Annotated in this window: 20 protein-coding genes; 6 read left to right on the forward strand and 14 right to left on the reverse strand. The window is 69.9% G+C overall.

The genetic code is table 11. From position 1 onward, the window contains the following. The first annotated feature begins 73 nt into the window (after positions 1–73). Together AB0G47_RS13900 and AB0G47_RS13905 are read left to right on the forward strand one after the other, a co-directional pair. On the forward strand, positions 74–1,027 hold the full coding sequence (locus AB0G47_RS13900) for an ABC transporter ATP-binding protein (RefSeq protein ID WP_360768356.1): 954 nt from the start codon (positions 74–76) through the stop codon (positions 1,025–1,027). Further along, positions 1,014–1,937, forward strand: a complete 924-nt coding sequence (locus tag AB0G47_RS13905; RefSeq protein ID WP_360768359.1) for an ABC transporter permease — start codon at positions 1,014–1,016, stop codon at positions 1,935–1,937. Before AB0G47_RS13900 ends, AB0G47_RS13905 begins: the two co-directional genes overlap by 14 nt. Before the next feature lie 3 nt (positions 1,938–1,940). Here the strand turns inward: AB0G47_RS13905 and AB0G47_RS13910 are convergent, their stop codons facing one another. The 4 genes from AB0G47_RS13910 to AB0G47_RS13925 form a co-directional block, all read right to left on the reverse strand. After that, entirely contained in the window at positions 1,941–2,537 is a 597-nt protein-coding gene (locus tag AB0G47_RS13910) for an NAD(P)H-dependent oxidoreductase (RefSeq protein ID WP_360768362.1), read from the reverse strand. Between the two features lie 185 nt (positions 2,538–2,722). Beyond that, a complete protein-coding gene (locus AB0G47_RS13915) occupies positions 2,723–3,664 on the reverse strand; it encodes a M28 family metallopeptidase (protein ID WP_360768365.1) in 942 nt (313 codons plus the stop codon). 74 nt (positions 3,665–3,738) lie between these two features. Continuing rightward, a complete protein-coding gene (locus tag AB0G47_RS13920; RefSeq protein ID WP_360768367.1) occupies positions 3,739–5,337 on the reverse strand; it encodes a hypothetical protein in 1,599 nt (532 codons plus the stop codon). A gap of 57 nt (positions 5,338–5,394) precedes the next feature. After that, positions 5,395–5,964 carry a dihydrofolate reductase family protein gene (locus AB0G47_RS13925; RefSeq protein WP_360768370.1) on the reverse strand — a complete coding sequence of 190 codons (570 nt, stop codon included), beginning with the start codon at positions 5,962–5,964 and terminating at the stop codon, positions 5,395–5,397. A gap of 139 nt (positions 5,965–6,103) precedes the next feature. Between AB0G47_RS13925 and AB0G47_RS13930 the strand changes: the two genes are divergently transcribed. Further along, positions 6,104–6,673, forward strand: a complete 570-nt coding sequence (locus AB0G47_RS13930; protein WP_360768373.1) for a TetR family transcriptional regulator — start codon at positions 6,104–6,106, stop codon at positions 6,671–6,673. 33 nt (positions 6,674–6,706) lie between these two features. Here the strand turns inward: AB0G47_RS13930 and AB0G47_RS13935 are convergent, their stop codons facing one another. Further along, entirely contained in the window at positions 6,707–7,156 is a 450-nt protein-coding gene (locus tag AB0G47_RS13935) for a VOC family protein (protein WP_360768375.1), read from the reverse strand. A 21-nt stretch (positions 7,157–7,177) separates the two neighbouring features. On the opposite strand from AB0G47_RS13935, the gene AB0G47_RS13940 reads away from it, so the two are divergent. After that, the gene (locus AB0G47_RS13940; RefSeq protein WP_360768378.1) at positions 7,178–7,834 is read left to right on the forward strand and encodes a CGNR zinc finger domain-containing protein; all 657 of its coding nucleotides are present in this window, start codon (positions 7,178–7,180) and stop codon (positions 7,832–7,834) included. Here AB0G47_RS13940 and AB0G47_RS13945 read toward each other — a convergent pair. Continuing rightward, positions 7,798–8,298 (reverse strand): helix-turn-helix domain-containing protein, encoded by a 501-nt coding sequence (locus AB0G47_RS13945; protein ID WP_360768381.1) that lies wholly within the window; start codon positions 8,296–8,298, stop codon positions 7,798–7,800. The two genes, AB0G47_RS13940 and AB0G47_RS13945, sit on opposite strands and share 37 nt — an antisense overlap. An 88-nt stretch (positions 8,299–8,386) precedes the next feature. Here AB0G47_RS13945 and AB0G47_RS13950 point away from each other — a divergent pair, with 88 nt between their 5' ends. Continuing rightward, the gene (locus AB0G47_RS13950) at positions 8,387–9,853 is read left to right on the forward strand and encodes an MFS transporter (RefSeq protein ID WP_360768382.1); all 1,467 of its coding nucleotides are present in this window, start codon (positions 8,387–8,389) and stop codon (positions 9,851–9,853) included. Between the two features lie 179 nt (positions 9,854–10,032). Here the strand turns inward: AB0G47_RS13950 and rarD are convergent, their stop codons facing one another. Continuing rightward, positions 10,033–11,043 (reverse strand): EamA family transporter RarD, encoded by a 1,011-nt coding sequence (rarD, locus tag AB0G47_RS13955; protein WP_360768385.1) that lies wholly within the window; start codon positions 11,041–11,043, stop codon positions 10,033–10,035. A 137-nt stretch (positions 11,044–11,180) separates the two neighbouring features. After that, positions 11,181–12,041: an SDR family oxidoreductase gene (locus tag AB0G47_RS13960; protein ID WP_360768388.1), complete on the reverse strand. Its 861-nt coding sequence runs from the start codon at positions 12,039–12,041 to the stop codon at positions 11,181–11,183. Between the two features lie 99 nt (positions 12,042–12,140). On the opposite strand from AB0G47_RS13960, the gene AB0G47_RS13965 reads away from it, so the two are divergent. Continuing rightward, positions 12,141–12,515, forward strand: a complete 375-nt coding sequence (locus AB0G47_RS13965) for a helix-turn-helix domain-containing protein (RefSeq protein ID WP_360768391.1) — start codon at positions 12,141–12,143, stop codon at positions 12,513–12,515. 39 nt (positions 12,516–12,554) lie between these two features. Here the strand turns inward: AB0G47_RS13965 and AB0G47_RS13970 are convergent, their stop codons facing one another. The 6 genes from AB0G47_RS13970 to AB0G47_RS13995 all read right to left on the reverse strand — a co-directional run bounded on the left by AB0G47_RS13970 (position 12,555) and on the right by AB0G47_RS13995 (position 20,850). Next, positions 12,555–13,652: a 2-oxoacid:ferredoxin oxidoreductase subunit beta gene (locus AB0G47_RS13970; RefSeq protein ID WP_360768394.1), complete on the reverse strand. Its 1,098-nt coding sequence runs from the start codon at positions 13,650–13,652 to the stop codon at positions 12,555–12,557. Next, positions 13,645–15,576, reverse strand: coding sequence for a 2-oxoacid:acceptor oxidoreductase subunit alpha (locus AB0G47_RS13975; RefSeq protein WP_360768397.1), 1,932 nt, complete (start codon positions 15,574–15,576; stop codon positions 13,645–13,647). Before AB0G47_RS13975 ends, AB0G47_RS13970 begins: the two co-directional genes overlap by 8 nt. 310 nt (positions 15,577–15,886) lie before the next feature. Beyond that, positions 15,887–16,546, reverse strand: a complete 660-nt coding sequence (locus AB0G47_RS13980) for a response regulator transcription factor (RefSeq protein WP_360769018.1) — start codon at positions 16,544–16,546, stop codon at positions 15,887–15,889. An 82-nt stretch (positions 16,547–16,628) separates the two neighbouring features. After that, positions 16,629–18,092, reverse strand: a complete 1,464-nt coding sequence (locus AB0G47_RS13985; protein WP_360768399.1) for a hypothetical protein — start codon at positions 18,090–18,092, stop codon at positions 16,629–16,631. Positions 18,093–18,178: 86 nt separating this feature from the next. Continuing rightward, entirely contained in the window at positions 18,179–19,534 is a 1,356-nt protein-coding gene (locus AB0G47_RS13990) for a sensor domain-containing protein (protein ID WP_360768402.1), read from the reverse strand. Positions 19,535–19,662: 128 nt separating this feature from the next. Beyond that, entirely contained in the window at positions 19,663–20,850 is a 1,188-nt protein-coding gene (locus AB0G47_RS13995) for a sensor domain-containing protein (RefSeq protein ID WP_360768405.1), read from the reverse strand. Positions 20,851–21,070: the final 220 nt, after the last annotated feature.

Consider the following 21,070-nt stretch of genomic DNA (forward strand, 5'->3'; position numbering starts at 1 on the left):
CTCGCAGATGACGTACAGGCGGCGGACTCAGGGTACGAACCCCTGAGTCCGCCGCAACAGTTAGGGAGGACATGTGCCCGGCACCGAAGGCGGCCCGGCGGAGAACGTGATCGAGACCTCCGCGCTGACAAAGCGCTACGGCAAGCAACTGGCCGTGGACCAGCTGAGCCTCACCGTCCCCGCAGGCAGCGTCTTCGGGTTCCTCGGCCCCAACGGCTCCGGCAAGACCACCACCATCCGGATGCTGATGGGCCTGATCGAGCCGACTTCCGGCCACGCACGGGTCCTTGGCCGCACAATGCCGCGAGCGACCCGCACCGTCCTCCCCCAGGTGGGCGCACTCATCGAGGGCCCCGCCCTCTACGGCTTCCTCTCCGGCCGTGACAACCTCCTGCGCTACGACTCCGCCGACCCGACCGCGGACCCCCGCACCCGCCGCGCCCGCGCCGAATCGGCCCTGGACCGGGTGGGGCTCACGGCAGCCGCGGGCAAGAAGGCGAAGGCGTACTCACTGGGCATGAAGCAGCGCCTGGGCCTCGCGGCAGCCCTGCTCCAGCCGCGCAGGCTCCTCGTGCTCGACGAACCGACCAACGGTCTCGACCCGCAGGGCATGCGCGAAATCCGGACCCTGGTCCGGGAGTTGGCGTCCGAGGGCACGACCGTCTTCCTCTCCTCGCATCTCCTGGACGAGATCGAGCAGGTCTGTACCCATGCCGCCGTGATGGCCCAGGGGCGGTTGATCACCCAGGGTCCGGTGGCCGAACTCGCCGCCGGTGCGCGCGGGCGGCTCGTGGTGACGACGCCGGACACGGGCGACGCGGCGCGCGTCCTGAAGGAGCTGGGCGTGACGGATCTCGTCGTGACGGAGGACCGGGTGACGGGCGAACCACCGGGCACGGAGCTCGCCGAGCTGAACGCCGCCCTGGTCGGGGCGGGTGTAAGGGTGCGGGGCTTCGGTGTCGAACGGGCCTCGCTGGAGGACGCGTTCGTGGCGCTGACGGGGGAGGGCTTCGATGTCGCGGGCTGAGGTCGCCGACGTACAAGAGGTACAAGAGGTGCAAGCCGTAGAAGAGGCAAGAGAAGTACGCGAGGTCCGGCGAATCTGGAGCCTCGGCCTCTTCCGCAGCGAGCTGGGGATCACCTTCCGCCGCTGGCGGACGCTCGCGCTGCTCGGGGTGCTCGCCGCCGTCCCGATCCTCGTCGGCGTCGCCGTCAAGATCGAGACCAGCGACGGCTCGACGATCGGCGGTGGCGGTGAGGGCGGCGGTCCCGCGTTCATCGCGCAGGTGACCAACAACGGTCTGTTCCTGGTCTTCACCGCCCTCGCCGCGACGCTGCCGTTCTTCCTGCCCATGGCGATCGGTGTCGTCGCGGGCGACTCCATCGCGGGCGAGTCCAGCGCGGGTACGCTGCGCTATCTCCTTGTCGCGCCCGCGGGACGCACCCGTCTGCTGCTCGTGAAGTACGCGACGACACTGACGTTCTGCCTGGTCGCGACCCTTGTCGTGGCGGTCTCTGCGCTCGCCGTCGGGGCCCTGCTCTTCCCGGTCGGTGAGGTCACCACGATCTCCGGCACGCGGATCAGTTTCGGCGAGGGGATGCTGCGCGCCCTGCTCATCGCGCTCGTGGTCGCCGCGTCGCTGATCGGCGTGGCGGCGCTCGGGCTCTTCGTGTCGACGCTGACCAGCAGCGGCATCGCGGCGATGGCGACGACCGTCGGTCTGCTGATCACGATCCAGATCCTCGACCAGATCCCTCAACTGCACGCCATCCAGCCGTACTTCTTCTCGCACTACTGGCTGTCCTTCGCGGACCTGCTGCGCGAGCCGGTCTACTGGGACGAGCTGGTCAAGAACCTCGGCCTGCAAGGTCTCTACGCGGTCGTCTTCGGCTCGGCGGCGTGGGCGAGGTTCGGCGCGAAGGACATCACCGCCTGAGCATCAGTCCTTGTCGTACGGGTAGCGGGCGAGCGGCGGCTCCTGGGCGAAGAAGGTCTTGGCGCGCGAGAGGGCCTCGGTGTCGTCGAGCACGTTGCCCGGCCGTGAGCCGTTGCCGAGCAGGACGCCGCCGAAGTGCATCGGGAAGAACGCCGCGGTGTGGTTCAGCGTGCCGATCAGCGGGGCCGCCACCTCCTCCTCGGTGTGCGCGAGGGCGGTCACGCCCCACAGGGTGCGGCCCTTAAGGGTGTCCTTGAAGTCGAGCTCCGGGACCTCGAGCCAGGCGTCCCAGTAGTCGAGGTAGCGCTTGGTGGTGGCCGAGAGGGAGTACCAGTACAGCGGCGACACGATGACGATGTCCGTGGCGTCGAGGGTGGCGTCCAGGAGCAGCGCCTCGTTGTCGCCGGCCGGGCGGGGGCGGGCGCGCGGGCGTTCGCCGTCGTGGCGCAGGTCCTCGAAGTCCGGCAGCGGGTACTCGGCGAGGTTCAGCCAGCGCTGCCCGACACCGGACGGAAGCTGCTCGGCGGCCTTGCGGGCCAGGGTCTCGGAGTTGCCGCCGGGGCGGGCACTGCCGAGCACGAAGAGAAAGTTGCGGGTCATGGGGGTCCCCCTGATGTAGGACGCTGCGAATACCTGCGTGTGCACTATATGCACACGCAGGTAATTGCGTCTACGGGGGGGCTAGCGCCCCGTCAGGGGCGCGGGGCTGTGACATGTGCGGCTCCGCCGCGTGGGCGCGACAAGCCACAGACGGCCCGCAGCTAGGTCACAAGCCGCCGAACCCCTTACCCGGAGAGCCCCCAAACCGCATGCGCCACCGCATCGCTGTTGTGATCCAGCGCCTTCTCATCGATGTTCGACGTCGTGTCGCACGACGAGTGGTAGCACTTGTCGAACGGCTCCCCCGCCGTCCCGCCCCAGTTCTGCGCCTGCTCGGCCGTCTTCTCGTAGTCCGCGCCGCTGAAGAGCCCGCCGACGGGGATGCCCGCGTCCTTGAAGGGCGCGTGGTCGGAGCGGCCGTCGCCCTCCTCGTCCGGCTCGGTGGCGATGTTCAGGCCGCCGTAGAAGTCCTTGAAGGTCTTCTCGATGGTGGGGTCGTCGTCGTAGACGAAGTAGCCGGGGTTCGGCGAGCCGATCATGTCGAAGTTCAGGTAGTCCTTGACCTTCGAGCGCTCGTCGGCGGGCAGCTTGTCGACGTAGTGCGAGGAGCCGACGAGGCCCAGCTCCTCGGCACCCCACCAGGCGAACCGCAGGTGCTTGGCGGGCTTGTACTGCTCCTTGGCCACCGTGAGCGCGGTCTCCAGGACGGCCGCCGAGCCGGAGCCGTTGTCGTTGATGCCGGGGCCCGAGTCGACGCTGTCGAGGTGCGACCCTGCCATCACGACCTGGTCGGCGTCGCCGCCCGGCCAGTCGGCGATGAGGTTGTAGCCGGTCTCGCCGTTGGAGGTGAACTCCTGGACGGTGGTGGTGAATCCGGCCTCGTCGAGCTTGCCCTTCACGTAGTCGATGGAGGCCTTGTAGCCCGCGCTGCCGTGGGCGCGGTTGCCGCCGTTGGCCTCGGCTATGGACTGCAGCTGGGAGAGATGGCCCTGGACGTTGGCGACGGAGATGTCGGGCGCGGCCGCCGTGGGGGAGGGGGCCGCGGAGGATATCGCGCTGGTGGTGAGGAGTCCGGTGACGGCTATGACGGCGGCTGCCGCGGCGCGTCCTGGAACGGAGAACTTCATGTGGGGGGCTCCGAATTCCGTGAAATCTGAACGGGATTGGCGTGCCCGATGGTGCGGGTGAGGTTGACCGTGCGTCAAGAGCGCATATCGGTCGGGGTGTTCCGGATGGCGGTCCGCGGCGGCACCAGAACCGTCCAGCCGGGCGCGTAGGTGTCCGGCACGGGATGGCTCCGCCAGTCGCGCGCCCAGGGCGGAGGCTGCCCATTGCGCAGGACAAGGGCGGTGGGGCGCTCCGGGCCGCTCCGAGGGTCGGCCGCGCATCCGGATACGTACGCGAGAGGGATCACCGAGGTGTTGCCCTGGAGCACGCACGGCGCGCGGACCCCCTGTTCGCGCAGGACCGCGGTGACGCGGGCCCAGTCGCCGCGGGCACCGGCCTGGATGCGGCCGTTGCCGTGGGCGAGCGGGAGTTGGACGGCGAGATGCCCGACGAGGACGACGGCGAGGGCGGCCGCGAGCACACGCGAGGCCCTCGCCCGGTCGACGAGGGCGAGCAGGCCGACGGCCGCGGGGAGCGCGAGGAGTGCGTGGCTCGGCAGCAGGAAGCGGGGCGCTCCGTAGGGGACGAGGAGGAGATAGGGCAGGGCGGCGCACACCCCGACGACCACGGCGAGCCAGAGCGCCCCGCGGGTGGCCCTCGGCGGTTTAGGAGCGCCCCGAAGGGGCGCGGGGCTGTGACATGTGCGGCTCCGCCGCGTGGGCGCGCCCAGCCAAGACGGCGCCGCAGCTGACTGACGGCACCCCGCGCCACTCCCAGCGGAGCGCCCGGCGGCCCAGAGCCCGAAGCCCACAAGCACCGGCAGCAGGATCCACCACTCCAGGGCCACGACCCTGATCTGGTCGGCGCCGCACGGCCGGCAGAGCAACGGCCCGTCCACCGCGGTGAACTGGGCGGTGATCGCGGCGAGCGGCCGCAGCCCGCCCTGTACGTCACTGGCGTCGACGAGCCGTTCGCGTACGCCGCCGAACCGTACGTACGCCTCGATCACCCACGGCAGCGCACCGGCGACGACCCCGCCGAGCACGGCGAGCACGCGGGCCCAGGAGCGCGGCGCGATGAGACCGAGGAGCGCGACGAGGAGCAGCGGGGCGGCGACGGCGGCACCGTCGTTGGGCCGCATCAGGGTGGCGACGGCGAGACCCGCGCCGATTCCCGCGTACGTCAGAGGAGTCGGCGCGGTCCGCAGGAAGAGCCCGACCGCCGCGACGGCGCCCATGGCGGTGTAGTGGTTCGGCATCGCCGCGCCCGCGTAGAACAGCGCGAACCAGAGGGTGCCGTAGAGACCCGCGGCGACGCCGACGGCGGCCGGCCGCACGGCGAGCACCCGGATCCAGGGCCGGAACCCCAGATAGAGCGCTCCGGTGGCGAGCACGGTCAGCCAGACCCGGAGCAGCACGACCGAGTCGCTCCAGGCGGCGACGGGGGCGATGAGCAGCGGGACGCCGCGGGTGCGGGGAGCGCTGAACGGGGTGGCGGGCGCGTACGGGCCGAACCGGCTCGCGTAGACGATCTCGTCCCAGCCGAGCGTCAGCGTGAGCGGTACGAGGACGAACGAGAGCAGGGCGAAGCCGGCGCAGGCGGCGACGAGGGGGCGCTGGTCGCGGGGGAGGACGCGGGCACGCAGGGGCGTGCCCGCGTCGTACTCCGTCACGACGAGCTGCCTGCCGCCCATTCGCCTGACCTCCTGTCAGGTCTTACCGGACTTGGGCCGCTTCTCGGTCATCTCCGGTCACTTCCGGTTGAAGGTAGTCATATGGACGCCGGAATCGAAGGACCGGTTCGCCGACACGGTGAAACCGGTCACCGCGAAGGGGCTCTCGAAGAGGGGGATGCCGGAGCCGATGACGAACGGGTTGCGCTTGAGGACCAGCTCGTCGATCTCGTCGAAGAGCGCACCGGCCAGCTTGCCGCCGCCGCACAGCCAGATGTCCAGGCCGTCCTCCTGCTTCAGCTCGCGCACGAGCCCGACCGGGTCGTCGGCGACGAGCGTCACGTCCGGGGGCGTCTCGGTCAGCGTGCTCGATATGACGTACTGCTTCAGCTGGGGATAGGGGCTCGTCATGCCGATGGGCAGGCCGGCCTCGTAGGTGCTGCGCCCCATGAGGATCGTGTCGAAGTGCTTGTTGGGGGTGTCGGTGAGACCCAGCGGGCCGCGGGCGACCACGGGCAGGGTCTCGGGGTACTCGGCCATGATCGTCTCGCGGACCTCGCCCTCGAAGGGGAAGAAGTCGAACGATCCGTCGGGGCCCGCGATGTAACCGTCGAGGGTGACGGCGACGTAGTACGTGAGCTTTCGCAAGTGGGGTTCTCCTGGGTGAGGCGGCGAGTTCTGTGACTGGGTGCTGCGACTGATGTACTGTGCTTGAAGTGGTCAGAACTTAGTACTTCACTTGCAGTGGTGTCAACCGTCCAATAAAAAATGGTTCAGGAGAACCCCCATGCGTCAGAACCCCGCCCGCCGCACCGCCCTGCTGGACGCCGCCATCGAGGTGCTCGCCCGTGAGGGCTCGCGCGGGCTGACCCTCCGCGCCCTCGACACCGAGGCGGGCGTCCCCACGGGCACGGCGTCCAACTACTTCACCAACCGCGCCGACATGCTGGGGCAGATCATGCAGCGCACCCGCGAGCGGCTGACGCCCGATGCGTCGGACGTGGCCGAGACGCTCAAGGCCGAGCCGACGCACGAGCTGGTGAAGACCTTCATGCACCAGATCATCGAGCGGATGCGCGCCGACCGCAGCAGCCATCTGGCCATGCTGGAGCTGCGTCTGATGGCCACCAGGAGCCCCGAGCTCCACGCCGAGCTGACGCGCTTCTTCCGCGACGAGCTCGAGGGCAACATCAACTTCCACCTCGACAGCGGACTGCCGGGCGACACCACGGGCATGGTGCTGCTCTACCTGGCCATGTTCGGGCTCATGGTGGACGACCTGACCATCCCGGAGCTCCTGGCGCCGCATCAGCCCGAGCGCCTGGTCGACGAGATGGTGTCGCGGCTCCTGCTGTAGGGGGCAGGGGCCCCGGCTCCTGCGGGTGCGCCCCTAGTGGACGCAGAACTCGTTCCCCTCCGGGTCCGTCATGACGACCCACTCGCCGCCCGGCTGCTTCTCGCGCCGCAGGACGGCCGCGCCGAGCGCCTCGATGCGGGTGACCTCGCGCTCGCGCTCGTCGGGCGCGGAGTGCACGTCGAGGTGCAGCCGGTTCTTGATGGTCTTCGTCTCCGGGACGCGCTGGAAGAGGATCCGCCGCCCGAGGCCGGTGCCGGTCTCCTCGTCGTACGGATCGTCCGGATGCCGTACGGCGACCAGATCGCGGAAGGCGTGGCGGCCGCGGAACTCGATGGTCTCGGACTCGGGGAGGGCGCCGAAGCCGAGGAGGCGGGTGATCAGGGCGCTGTTGTCCTCGACCTCATAGCCCAGTGTCTCGGCCCAGAAGGCGGCCTGGGCGTGCGGGTCGTTGGCGTCGACGACGAGTTTCCAGTGCAGGGTCATGTAACCACTTATACTGGTTACATGATGGAGCGCACAACGGGACAGGCCGAACGGCCGGGGCTGCTGCTTGAACCGCCCACGGGCGCCCGATTCCACTTCGATCCGGGCGCGCTCTGCCTGGAACTGCTCGCGACGGGCGGCCCGGGAGAGTTCGCGCGCTTCGAGGTGCTGCACGAGCCCGCGGACCTGGTGCGCTGGGCGGGGGAGAGCCGCCTCCGATGGCCGTCAGGCCTGGAACTGGCCGTGGGCGAGGGGGAGTTGAAATCGGTGCGGCGCACCCGCGACGCCCTGTTCCTGCTCGCCGCCGACCGTGCCCACGACCGCCCGCTCGACCCCGGGTGCCTGTCCGCCGTGAACGCCGCGGCGGCCGAAGCCCCGCTCACCGCCCGCATCGAACCGGACGGCACGCGCGCGTGGGCGCCGGGCGCCACCGGCACACGGCTCCTGTCGAGCGTCATGCGCGACGCGGTCGACCTCTTCACCGGGCCGTACGCCCACCGCATCCGCGAATGCGGTGGGGGCAACTGCTTCTTGCTCTTCGTCGACACGTCCCGCCCCGGGCGCCGGCGCTGGTGCTCGATGGAACGCTGCGGCAACCGTCAGAAGGCTCGGACGCGCCGCGCCCGCGCGGCAGACCCGGATCAGCCCGACGCTTCGGCCTCCGCCCGCACGTCGTAGGCCTCCCGTGCGGCGGCGATCTCGTTCTGGTGCTGCTCGGTCCAGGTCACCAGGGACTGGATGGTGTGGTGCAACGTGCCGCCCAGCGAGGTGAGTTCGTACTCGACCCGTGGCGGCACCACCGGGTGCACCGTGCGCTTGACCAGGCCGTCGCGCTCCAGCTGGCGCAGCGTGACCGTCAGCATGCGCTGGCTGATGCCGTCGATCTCGCGGCGCAGTTCGGTGAAGCGGAGCTTGCGGTGTTCCAGGAGGGCGATGGTGAGCAGCGACCACTTGTCGGCGACGCGGTCGAGAATCTGCCGCACCTGGCAGTCCTCGCGGGTGTCCCACTGGAAGGGATCGGCGTCTCCATAGTCCACGCCCGTGCCCGTGCCCGTGCCCGAGCCCGCGTGTGCGTCCGCACCCGCGCCCGCGCCCACGGTGCCTTCGCGGTTACTCGGTGACTTCAAAGTGCCTTCTTCCATACCTGCCGATGGTGCCGCAGGCTTCCAGTGGTTACAAGAGGGAACCGACCCCCGGCCGAGTAACCACTGACTCTCACCGGGAGCCACCATGGGCGCACGGGCCTGGGCACTGCTGCTGGTCCTCTGCGGGACGATTTTCCTGGAGGGCATCGACATCGCGATGCTCGCGATCGCCATCCCCGCCATCAGATCCGACCTCGGCCTGTCCACCGGCACCGCGGCCTGGGTCCTGAGCGCCTACGTCCTCGGGTACGCGGGCTTCACACTGCTCGGCGGCAGGGCGGCCGATCTGCTGGGCAGACGGCGGATGTTCCTCGTCTGGCTCGGCGTCTTCCTCCTCTTCTCCGGACTCGGCGGCCTCGCCACCGAGGGCTGGATGCTGATCGTGGCCCGCTTCGTGACCGGCCTCGCCGCGGCTTTCATGACGCCCGCCGCGATGTCGATCATCACCACCTCGTACGCCGAGGGGCCCGAGCGCAACAAGGCCCTGCTGGTCTTCGCCGGCACCTCCGCCGGCGGCTTCTCACTCGGCCTGGTCGTCGGCGGGCTCCTGACCGGACTCGGCTGGCGGTGGGTCTTCTTCGCGCCGGTGCTGCTCGCGGGGGCGATCCTCGCGGCGGCGGTGCGGCTCGTCCCGGGAGAGGCGGTGCCCGAGCGGCGCACGCCAGGCCTGCGGGGCTTCGATCTGCCGGGTGCCGCCGCGGCGGCCGGGGCGATGCTGCTGCTCGCCTTCGGCGTCGTACGGCTCGAACACGGGCTCGCGGGCTGGCCGTTGACCGCCGGTGCGGCGGCCGCGGGATTGCTGCTCGGAGCCGCCTTCGTACGGATCGAGCGGCGTACGGCAGAGCCACTGGTGCGCCTAGGGATCCTGCGCACCGGATCGGTGGTGCGGGCCGGGCTAGGGGCGCTGCTCTTCGTCGGGGCGTTCATGGGCTTCCAGTTCGTCCTGACGCTCTACCTCCAGGAACTGCGCGGCTGGTCGTCCTGGCAGACGGCCATCGCCCTGGTCGTGATGGGCTGCGACGTAATCCTGGCCCCGACACTCACCCCACGCCTGGTCGCACGGTACGGCCACGCCCGGGTGATCCTCGCCGGCTTCCTGCTCGCGACAGCGGCGTACGGCCTCTTCCTGCCGGTCGGCATGGACTGGACGTACGCGGCGATGTTCCCGACCCTGCTCCTCGCGGGCACGGCCTTCGCGCTGGCCCTGGGCCCGCTGATGATCGCGGCGACGGAAGGGGTGGCCGAGAAGGAACAGGGCCTGGCGGGCGGGGTACTCCAGACAGGCCTGCAGTTCGGCGCGGCGATCGGCATCTCGGGCGTGACAGCGGTCCACGGCCTGGCCTCATCGGGCACGCACACGGCATCCCCCCTCTCCGCCTTCCACGCGGCCCTCACCGTCCCGCTGGCGATGGCGCTCCTGGGCGTACTGCTCTCGGCACAGGGCCTGCGGAGGCGCAGGAGCGGGAGGCGGATCGCGGGAGGCGGTGGCGGTCAGCCCGCCGCCCGGAGCGAGGCGGATTCCGGCCGCCCGGTCGTCAGTGAGGTGCGGTAGTTGCTTGCTCGGGATGATGCCTCGGATTCGTTTGAAGGCGTCGCCGAAGCCGAAGCCGTCGGCCGCTGCGGGGGCTTGGGGTTAGCGCCCCGAAGGGGAGCGGGGAACTGCGCGACCAGCCCCAACGCACCCGCAGACAAGCCCCAACGCACCCGCAGACAAGAACGGCAGGCGGCAGCTCAGACCGCAGTCTCCGTTTCCCGCCCGGCGGCGGGCCCCACCGCCTCACGACCCCCGGCGGAGCCAGACGTAACGGCACCGTCCCGCGCAGCAGCAAGCCGCACCGCATTGACCCGAGCGGAGCGCAACGCATCCCAGGTCAGCAACGTCAACGCCAGCCAGACAAGCCCGAACCCGGCCCACCGCTCGGCCGGCATCGCCTCATGGAAGTACAGAATGCCGAGCAGGAACTGGAAGACCGGCGCCAGATACTGCAGCAGCCCCAGCGTGGACAGCGGCACCCGTATCGCCGCCGCGCCGAAGCAGACCAGGGGAGCGGCGGTGACCACACCGGTCGCCGCAAGCAGCGCCGCGTGCCCGAAGCCCTCCGCGCCGAACGTGGCATCGCCCCGCGAGGCGAGCCACAGCAGGAAGCCGACCGCGGGCAGGAACTGGATCGCGGTCTCGGCGGCGAGCGACTCAAGGCCGCCGAGGCCCACCTTCTTCTTCACCAGGCCGTACGTGGCGAAGGAGAAGGCCAGGCAGAGCGAGATCCACGGCGGCTGTCCGGCGCCGATGGCGAGCACGAGGACCGCGGCGAGGCCGACGCCGACCGCCGCCCACTGCACGGGCCGCAGGCGTTCGCCGAGCAGCAGGACGCCCATGGCGATGGTGACCAGGGGGTTGATGAAGTAGCCGAGGGACGCCTCGACGACATGGCCGGAGTTCACGGACCAGATGTAGACGCCCCAGTTCAGGGTGATGACCGCCGCGGCGATCGTCACAAGCCCCAGCTTCCGCGGCTGCCGGATCAGCTCGCCGGCCCAGGCCCAACGCCGCACGAACAGCAGCGCGATGCCGACCACGACCAGCGACCAGGCCATCCGGTGCGCGAGGATCTCGCCGGCCCCGGACGGCTTGAGCAGCGGCCAGAAGAGGGGCACGAGTCCCCACATCCCGTAAGCCGCGAAGCCGTTCAGCAGTCCTATGCGCGCCTCGCTCTTCGGCTGCCCCGCTGCTCCGCTGTCCACGGCCCCTCCTTGGTGCGCGGCAGCCCCACGCTGCCCTCACGAAGGTAGCGGCACAGGGGCCCAGCTGTCATGCCCGTATCTCAAGGACGGTCATGACGCTCCCGCGGCCCCTCCGCCTCCCCTCCGTGCCCCCGGCGTCAGCCCTTGAGCGCCGCCGCGACCGCGTCGGCCAGCGGCGTCGTGGGCCGCCCGATGAGCCGGCTCAGATCACCGCTCGTACCGGCGAGCAGCCCCCGCTCGATCGCGCCGTCCACGTCGACGAGGATCGCGGCGAACCGCTCGGGCAGACCGGCACCGGTCAGGTTCGCGAGGTTCTGCTCGGCCGGGACGTTCGCGTACGAGATGTCCTTGCCGCTCTGCCGGGCGATCTCGGCGGCGTACTCGGCGAGACTCCACGCGACATCGCCGCTCAGCTCGTACGCCTTGCCCTGATGGCCGTCACCGGTCAGCACGGCGACGGCGGCCGCGGCGTAGTCGGCGCGCGAGGCGGAGGCGACCCGGCCGTCGCCGGCGGAGGCGACCACGGCGCCGTGCTCCAGGACGGGGGCGAGGTTCTCCGTGTAGTTCTCGTGGTACCAGCCGTTGCGCAGGAACGTGTACGGCAGCCCGGAGTCGAGGATCAGCTGCTCGGTCGCCTTGTGCTCGGCCGCGAGGTCGAAGTCGGCGTCGGGACCGCCGAGTACGCCGGTGTACGCGAGGAGAGCGACGCCCGCGGCGCGCGCGGCGTCGATCACGGCGCCGTGCTGCGCGACTCGCTGCCCCATCTCGTTGCCGGAGATCAGCAGCACCTTGTCGCCCGCGGCGAAGACACCGGCGAGCGACTCGGGCGTGCTGTAGTCGGCGACGCGCAGCTCGACTCCGCGCGCGGCCAGCGGGGCGGCCTTCTCCTTGTCGCGGACGACGGCGGCTATCTGCCCGGCGGGGACATGCGCGGCGAGCAGCCCGTCGATGACGAGACGGCCGAGGTGTCCGGTGGCTCCGGTGACGACGATGCTCATGTCTGAAAGCTCCCTGATTTCCGTTTGAAGCGGTTCGAGACCGAGCCTAGGTCGCACGCTAACTTCTGGTAAGTACCCACTTTGAAGTAAGGTACTGGCATGGGAGTAAGGGACTGGAACCTCAACAGTGACGAGATGTGCCCCCAGCGGCTCGTCCTGGAGCACGTCACCAGCCGCTGGGGCACGCTGATCCTGCTGGCCCTGCAGGAGCGCGCGTACCGCTTCAGCGAGCTGCGCCGGGCGATCGGCGGTCGCGTCAGCGAGAAGATGCTGGCCCAGACGCTGCAGACCCTGGAGCGCGACGGCCTCGTCCACCGGGACGCCAAGCCCGTCATCCCGCCCCGCGTCGACTACTCCCTCACGGACCTCGGCCGCGAGGCCGCCGAGCGGGTGCACGCCCTGGCGACCTGGACGGAACGGCGCATGGACGCCGTGGGCACGGCGCGCGCGGCGTACGACGAAGCCCGGTCCTGAAGGATCAGAACCGGGCTTCGGGGTGGTCGGGGCGCTGAGCTAGCCGACGACGGTCCAGGTGTCGCCGCCGGCGAGGAGTGCTGCGAGGTCGCCCTTGCCGTTGTGTTCGATGGCGGTGTCGAGCTGGTCGGCCATGAGGGTGTCGTAGACGGGGCGTTCGATGTTGCGGAAGACGCCGATCGGTGTGTGGTGCAGGGTGTCGGGGTCGGCGAGGCGGGAGAGCGCGAAGGCCTGGGTCGGCGAGGTGGAGTGCGCGTCGTGGACCAGGATCTGAGACTCGGTCTCGGGCGTGACCGGGACAACTTTCAGGTCACCGGTGGCCGGGTCGCGTACGACGCCCTGCGAGCCGAGGCCGCTCTCCAGCGGGGCCCCGAAGCGGATCGGCTGCCCGTGTTCCAGGCGGATCACCGCCTCCTCGGCCTGCTGCTTGTCCTTGAGGACTTCGAAGGCGCCGTCGTTGAAGATGTTGCAGTTCTGGTAGATCTCCACCAGCGCCGTGCCGGGATGCCCGGCCGCCTCCCGCAACACCGAGGTGAGGTGCTTGCGGTCCGAGTCCACGGTGCGCGCCACGAAGGACGCCTCCGCGCCGATGGCGAGTGAGACGGGGTTGAAGGGCGCGTCCAGGGAGCCCATCGGCGTCGACTTGGTGATCTTGCCGACTTCCGAAGTGGGGCTGTACTGGCCCTTGGTGAGGCCGTAGATCCGGTTGTTGAACAGCAGGATCTTCAGGTTCACGTTCCTGCGCAGCGCGTGGATCAGATGGTTGCCGCCGATCGACAGCGCATCCCCGTCACCGGTGACCACCCACACCGACAGGTCCCGCCGCGAGGAGGCCAGCCCCGTCGCGATGGCCGGCGCACGCCCGTGGATGGAGTGCATCCCGTAGGTGTTCATGTAGTACGGGAAGCGGGAGCTGCAGCCGATGCCGGAGACGAAGACGATGTTCTCCTTGGCCAGGCCGAGTTCGGGCATGAAGCCCTGCACGGCCGCCAGGACGGCGTAGTCGCCGCAGCCGGGGCACCAGCGCACCTCCTGGTCGGACTTGAAGTCCTTCATGGACTGCCTGGCCTCGGCCTTGGGCACCAGCGAAAGCGCCTCGATGCTGCTCCCGGCGGGGTCGGTCTGCGTGTCAGCCATGGATGGCCTCCTTGAGAGCCGTGGCGAGCTGCTCGGCCTTGAACGGCATTCCGTTGACCTGGTTGTAGGAGACCGCGTCGACCAGGAACCTGGCGCGGACCAACGTGGCCAGCTGCCCGAGGTTCATCTCGGGAATCACCACCTTGTCGTAACGCTTGAGGGCCTCGCCCAGATTCCGCGGGAAGGGGTTGAGGTGGCGCAGATGGGCCTGCGCGACACTCTCACCGGCCGCCCGCAGCCGGCGCACCGCCGCGGTGATCGGCCCATAGGTCGAACCCCAGCCCAACACCAGCAACTTGGCGTCCCCGCCCGCGTCGTCGACCTCCAGGTCGGGCACCTGGATGCCGTCGATCTTGGCCTGGCGGGTGCGGACCATGAAGTCGTGGTTGGCCGGGTCGTAGGAGATGTTGCCGGTGCCGTCCTGCTTCTCGATTCCCCCGATACGGTGCTCCAGGCCCGGCGTGCCGGGAATCGCCCAGGGGCGGGCCAGGGTCTGCGGGTCACGCTGGTAGGGCCAGAACACCTCGCTGCCGTCGTCCTCGGTGTGATTGGGGCCCGAGGCGAACTGCACCCGCAGGTCGGGGAGTTCATCGACCTCCGGGATCCGCCACGGCTCGGAGCCGTTGGCCAGATAACCATCGGACAGCAGGAACACCGGGGTGCGGTAGGTGACCGCGATCCGCGCCGCCTCCAGGGCGGCGTCGAAGCAGTCCGCGGGCGTCTTGGGCGCGACGATCGGCACCGGCGCCTCCCCGTTGCGCCCGTACATCGCCTGCAGCAGGTCGGCCTGCTCGGTCTTGGTCGGCAGCCCGGTGGAGGGACCGCCGCGCTGGATGTCCACGATCAGCAGCGGCAGCTCCAGCGAGACCGCGAGCCCGATGGTCTCCGACTTCAGCGCCACACCCGGCCCCGACGTCGTCGTCACCGCAAGCGAGCCGCCGAAGGCCGCGCCGAGCGCCGCGCCGATGCCCGCGATCTCGTCCTCGGCCTGGAAGGTGCGCACACCGAAGTTCTTGTGCCGGGACAGCTCGTGCAGGATGTCGGATGCCGGCGTGATCGGATACGAGCCCAGATACAGCGGCAGATCCGCCTGCCGCCCCGCGGCAATCAGGCCGTACGACAGCGCCAGGTTCCCCGAGATGTTGCGATACGTACCGGTCGGGAACGCCGTCGCGGCCGGGGCGACCTCGTAGGAGACGGCGAAGTCCTCCGTCGTCTCACCGAAGTTCCAGCCCGCATGGAAGGCGGCGATGTTCGCCTCGGCGATCTCCGGCTTCTTGGCGAACTTCGCCCGCAGGAACTTCTCCGTGCCCTCGGTCGGGCGGTGGTACATCCACGACAACAACCCCAGCGCAAACATGTTCTTGCTGCGGCCCGCATCCTTGCGGGAGAGGTCGAACTCCTTGAGCGCCTCGACCGTCAGCGTCGTCAATGGCACCCGATGCACGCTGTAGCCGTCCAGCGAACCGTCCTCCAGCGGCGAGGTGTCGTAGCCGACCTTCTGCATCGCCCGTTTGGAGAACTCATCCGTGTTGACGATGACCTCCGCACCCCGCGGCACATCACCGATGTTCGCCTTCAACGCCGCCGGATTCATCGCCACAAGCACGTTGGGCGCATCACCCGGCGTGAGGATGTCGTGATCGGCGAAATGCAGCTGAAAGGAGGACACACCCGGCAGCGTCCCGGCAGGAGCCCGGATCTCGGCCGGGAAATTCGGCAACGTCGACAGGTCATTACCGAAAGACGCCGTCTCCGAAGTGAACCGGTCACCGGTGAGCTGCATGCCATCCCCCGAGTCACCCGCAAAACGGATGATCACTCGGTCCAGACGGCGAACATCTTTCTCACCAGCAGGCTTGCGTTGCTCTCCGACGACTGCCCCGTCGGCCTGCTCGGCTGGGCTACTGACCTGGCTGGTCACTGAACTGGACCTCCCTCGAGGCGGCTGAGCGGCAAAGGCCGGAAGACCAGCCTTCCCAAGGCCCACCCTACGTCGGTAAGGGTCGCCTTCCTGGGCTCGCTCGCATGATGGACGCGCTTTTGAGACGCGTAATTGCCCTGATTTGCCATAGTCTGCCTCGCCCCCCGGCCCGACATGGAAGACGCCCCCACTCATTCTTTGGTTCTAGGACTGTTCTCCGTACTCATGCTCGACTGGTGCTAGTGCTCTGCTCGGTTCGACCTGGTGACGCTCTTGTTGTGCCCTAAATATCTGACAGGGTGTCAGTTTTCTAGGAGTTGAGATAGGTCAGCACGGCCAGTACACGCCGGTGATCTCCGTCACTCTGGGAGAGGCCGAGCTTCAGGAAGATATTGCTGACGTGCTTCTCGACGGCGCCGTCGCTCACCACGAGCTGCCGGGCGATCGCCGAGTTCGTCCGCCCCTCGGCCATCAGGCCGAGCACCTCGCGCTCGCGCGGCGTCAGACCCGCGAGTACGTCCTGCTTACGGCTGCGGCCGAGCAGCTGCGCCACGACCTCCGGGTCGAGCGCGGTGCCGCCCTGCGCGACCCGCACCACCGCGTCCACGAACTCACGGACCTCGGCGACCCGGTCCTTGAGCAGATAGCCGACGCCGCGGCTGGACCCGGCGAGCAGCTCGGTGGCGTACTGCTCCTCGACGTACTGCGAAAGGACGAGCACCCCGAGCCCCGGATACTGGTGGCGCAGCTGGACCGCGGCCCGCACCCCCTCGTCGGTGTGCGTCGGCGGCATCCGCACATCGGCGACCACCACGTCGGGCAGCGCGCCCGTCGCGTGGAGCTGGTCGACCGTCTTGATCAGCGCGTCCGCATCGCCCACCCCCGCGACGACGTCGTGCCCGAGGTCGGTCAGCAACCGGGTCAGGCCCTCCCTGAGCAGCACTGAATCCTCGGCGATGACCACCCGCACTTTGTCCTCCACGTCCACGGCCCCCCGGCATATTTGGTTCTTGAGTCCCCCGGCACCTCAGTATCGCGCGTACGCGCGGGCGTTACTTGGTTCGTGGACAGACCGCTTTCCCGTGTTCGCTCTTGGCGGGCACGAAGGAGGCGTCTTCGAGACGCATGCTCAGCGCGCGCTTCGTCTTCGGATCCCAGAGGGACACACGGTCACCCTTGGGTCCGAAGGTGAGCAGCGGGCGGCCCGCGGGGAGGGTGCCGCCGTAGACGGGGGCGTCCTTCTCTTTCGGTCGTACGCAGGTGAAGTCGGCCTTGAGGCCGTAGTAGGCGCCGGGGGTGCGGTACTCCTGCGCGGCGGCCAGGGCCCGGTCGCCGGAGTCGGCGGCGCGGTCGGTCACGGCGGACGCCAGCATCCAGCCCGCGAGCGCCCCGGCGTACATGCCGATGAGCACGGCGGTGCCGAAGGTGGTGCCGGAGCGTGCCGTGGTCCGGTACACCCATCCGCTCGCGCCCACTCCGGCCAGCAGCCCGAACAGAAACGCGAGCGACACCCACAGCCCGGCCATCAGACCGTCCGGCCACGCACCGGTCGAGACCTCCCCGGACAGCTCGAACGCCGACAGATAGCCCGCGTACACCGACTGTCCCACCTGCGGAACCGCTGCGAAGACGGTGGGCACGACGACCGGCAGTGCCCAGGGCAGGATGGTGCGCAGGGCGGTGGACTGGCGGTAGACGAACAAGACGCCGGCGACGAGATGGCCGGTGAGCAACCCGCCGAGCGCGAAGAGGCAGGCCGTGCCGACGCTGACCCACCACGGCTCATCGGACGGTGCGCGCACGGACCGGATGGCCAGATAGGCGATCGCGACCGGGGTGGCGGCCACGAAGCCGTGCGCCATCGCCACCGGCGACGGGTCGTTGATCCGTGCCGGCCGCACCTCATGCTTCAGCGGGTCGAACGGCGGCCACGCCGGCGAGTGCGAGGCCGCCGCGGCCAGCGCGTCCGCCTCGGGCGCGTCCTCCGGAATCCGGATCACGCGCTCGGGCTGCGGATCCTCCTCCGTGCCGCCGCTCTCGATGCCCAGCCACTCCTTCAGCCGCTCGCGCGGTGTGGGGACCCGCTTGGGGTGGAGCTTCCACGTGATGTGCGGGTCCGGCCGGTGCTGGATGAGCGCCGCGTCCCGTACGTGCAGGGCGAGTTCTCTGTCGTAGGAGAGGTCCATCACCTGGTGCAGCGCATGCTGGGCCACGCCGTCGCGCGCGCCGATGAGGCGCACCTCGACGATCCTTGGGACGTACGACGGTGTCACCTCTCCCGGTGCGTACTCACCCGGCTTCGGCTCCCTGACCGGCCAGCCCCGTGCGGTCAACTGGCTCTCCGCGAGTGCCAGTTCATCCGGGTCCTCCTGGATCTCCACGAGGACGCGCACGCGGTAGTCGAACGGCAGCCCATGGTCCGCGGCCTGGCTCCCGGCGTCCGAGTCGGCCGGGGGAGCGTCTCCCCGCAGCCGCTGCTGTATCCGCTCGCGCAGACGGGACCGTCCTCGCTGCATGGTGCGTCTCCCCCGAGGGTTTTCTCCGGCCGATCAGCCAGAACGTACCCAACTCCCGGGAGACAAGGCACTGTTGGCGCGGGCAGTTACGCCCGCCACGGCAGTTCCGCCGTCACCGTAGTCGGCCCGCCCACCGGCGAGTTCACGACCAGGATCCCGTCGACCGCGTCGAGCCGCTCGGCGAGCCCCGCGAGGCCGGAGCCCGACGTCACGTCGGCGCCGCCCGCGCCGTTGTCGGTGACCTGGAGCATCAGCCGGTCCTCGACATGCCAGACGTCGACGGTGCCGCGCGTCGCCCGCGCGTGCTTGGAGATGTTCTGCAGGAGCTCGGAGACCGTGAAGTACGCGATGCCCTCGATCGCGGCGGCGGGACGCGCGGGCAGATCCACCTCGACCTGCACCGGAACCGTGCACCGTGCGGCGAGCGCGGAGAGCGCCGCGTCCAGGCCGCGGTCGGTGAGCACCGCCGGGTGGATGCCGCGGGCCAGATCGCGCAGCTCCTGGAGGGCGACCTTCACCTCGCCGTGCGCCTCGTCCACCATGCGCGCCGCGGCCTCGGGGTCCTCCGCCAGCTTCTCCTTGGCCAGGCCGAGGTCCATGGCGAGTGCGACAAGGCGGGCCTGCGCCCCGTCGTGCAGATCGCGCTCGATACGGCGCAGATCGGCGGCCGCGGTGTCCACGACGACGCCCCGGTCCGACTCCAGCTCGACGACCCGCGTCGCCAGGCTCGACGGGCCTAGCAGGCCGATCACCATGACGCGGTCGACGGTGGTCAGGGCCCGGATGATCCAGGGGGTGGCCAGCGTGATCAGCAGTCCGATGAGGGCGGTGACACCGATCTCGAAGGGGTTGTCCAGGTAGACGCGGTGACCGCCGTCGTCGTAGAGCTGGATGCCGCCCTGGTCCCCGTACGCCGGGAAGAGCCACTGCCACAGCGGATACGTCAGGAGCGTCCAGCCGCTCGACCAGAAGACCACCGACACGCTGAAGGAGAAGACCGCCCACGGCATGTGAAGTATCGAGTAGAGGACGTGCCGCCAGGAGACACCGCTCTTGAGGACGGCGCCCATCCATCCCATCGGCCCGCCGCTCTTCGGCCGCAGCGGCTCCGGGTTCGCCACCTCGACGCCGAGCAGCGAGCGCGCCCGCACCCGCTCGAGGGCACCGATGCCCCGGCAGCCGGCCAGACCGGCGGCCAGCACCGGGATGCCGATGAACGTGATCAGCAGGCCGGCACCGAGCGACAGCATCGTGATCGCGTACGTGAAGGTGACGATGCTGATGGGCAGGCTGAGCAGCACATAACCGAATTCCTTCCAGGCACGGGCCTCCAACGGCGCGCGCAGCCCGGCGGGGATCCGGCGCCGACGCTCATCGAGGTCGGAACCCCGGAACTCCGAACGGTCCATGCGTCCGTACTCCTGTCCGTACTCCGTGGCCATCGGTGCCGTCCGTTTCTGCTCGGTCGCTGCTGGGGCGCTGCTGGGTCGTGCGCTGTCTATGACCAGCCTGCTGGCCTGGGCGGATCCGGACCATGTGGTGGGTGGGTGTCTTCGACCGGGGGTTTTCCCTACCCCTGGTCCCGGTCCCGCCACGGCAGCTCCGCCGTGATCGTCGTCGGACCGCCCTGAGGCGAATCGATGACGAACAGGCCGTCGACCGCGCCGAGCCGGTCCGCGAGCCCCGCCATGCCCGTGCCCCCGTCGAGGCTCGCGCCGCCGTGGCCGTCGTCCCCCACCTGGATGAGCAGGCGCTGGTCGGAGCGCCACACCTCCACGGAAGCCGTGCGCGCCCCGCTGTGCTTGCTGACGTTCTGCAGCAGCTCGGAGACCGTGAAGTACGCGATGCCCTCGATCGCGGCGGCCGGGCGCTCGGGCAGATCGGCCGTCACCTTCACCGGGACCGTGCACCGCGAGGCCACGGAGGAGAGCGCCGCGTCCAGGCCGCGGTCGGTGAGGACCGCCGGGTGGATGCCGCGGGCCAGGTCGCGCAGCTCCTGGAGGGCGAGCTTCACCTCGCCGTGCGCCTCGTCCACCATCGCGGCCGCGGCGTCGGGGTCCTCGAGGAGCTTCTCCTTGGCCAGGCCGAGGCCCATGGCGAGCGCGACCAGGCGGGCCTGCGCGCCGTCGTGCAGATCGCGCTCGATGCGGCGCAGATCGGCGGCGGCCGTGTCGACCACGACGCCCCGGTCCGACTCCAGTTCGGCGATGCGCCGCTCCAGTTCGTCGGAGGGCGAGAGCAGGCCGCGCGCCATCGCCCGGTCGGCGTTGGTCAGACCGCGCGCGACGTAGGGGAGTACGGGCCAGAACACGAAGAGGCCGGCGAAGGCGACGGTGAACGTCACCACGCCCCAGGGCAGCCGGATGAACTCGTACAGCATCGCGCGCCAGCCCACCGGGTCCTTCAGGCTCGACCACAGCCAGCTGAAGAAGCCGTGCCCGTGCTGCCTCGGCAGCGGACTCGGCTCCTCGATCCGCAGCCCGAGCAGCCCCCTGGCGCGGGCCCGCTCCGCCTTGCCGAGCTGCCGCGCGCCGATCAGCGCGCCCGCGAGCAGTGGCAGACCGATGACCGTCACGGACAGACCGCCGCCCACCGCCACGGCCACGGTCACATAGACGAAACCGGCCACGCCCAGCGGCAGATTGGCGAGGAGGTGCGCGATCTCCTTCCAGGTGTGCCGGTCGTACGCCGCGAAGCGGGCGGGCGGCGGGGACACCGAGGACGCGTACGGAGAAGGGGACATGGCGCTTGCGGTCATATGCGCAAGGGTGCCCGGCCCGCCGCTCCGGCGCCATGAGGTTGACCGCCAAGCTGGGCGGGGGATAACCCCACCCGTCCTGACCGAAGCGTGACGCTCTGCTTACCTTGCCTTTAGCAGGCCCTAGACTCCCGTGCGTACAGATCGTCGAACAGTGATCAATGAACTGTGATCGCTGAACTGTGATCGCTGAACGGTGATCACTGAACGGTGATCAATT

Source organism: Streptomyces sp. NPDC021622 (assembly GCF_040640795.1).
GTDB lineage: Bacteria > Actinomycetota > Actinomycetes > Streptomycetales > Streptomycetaceae > Streptomyces.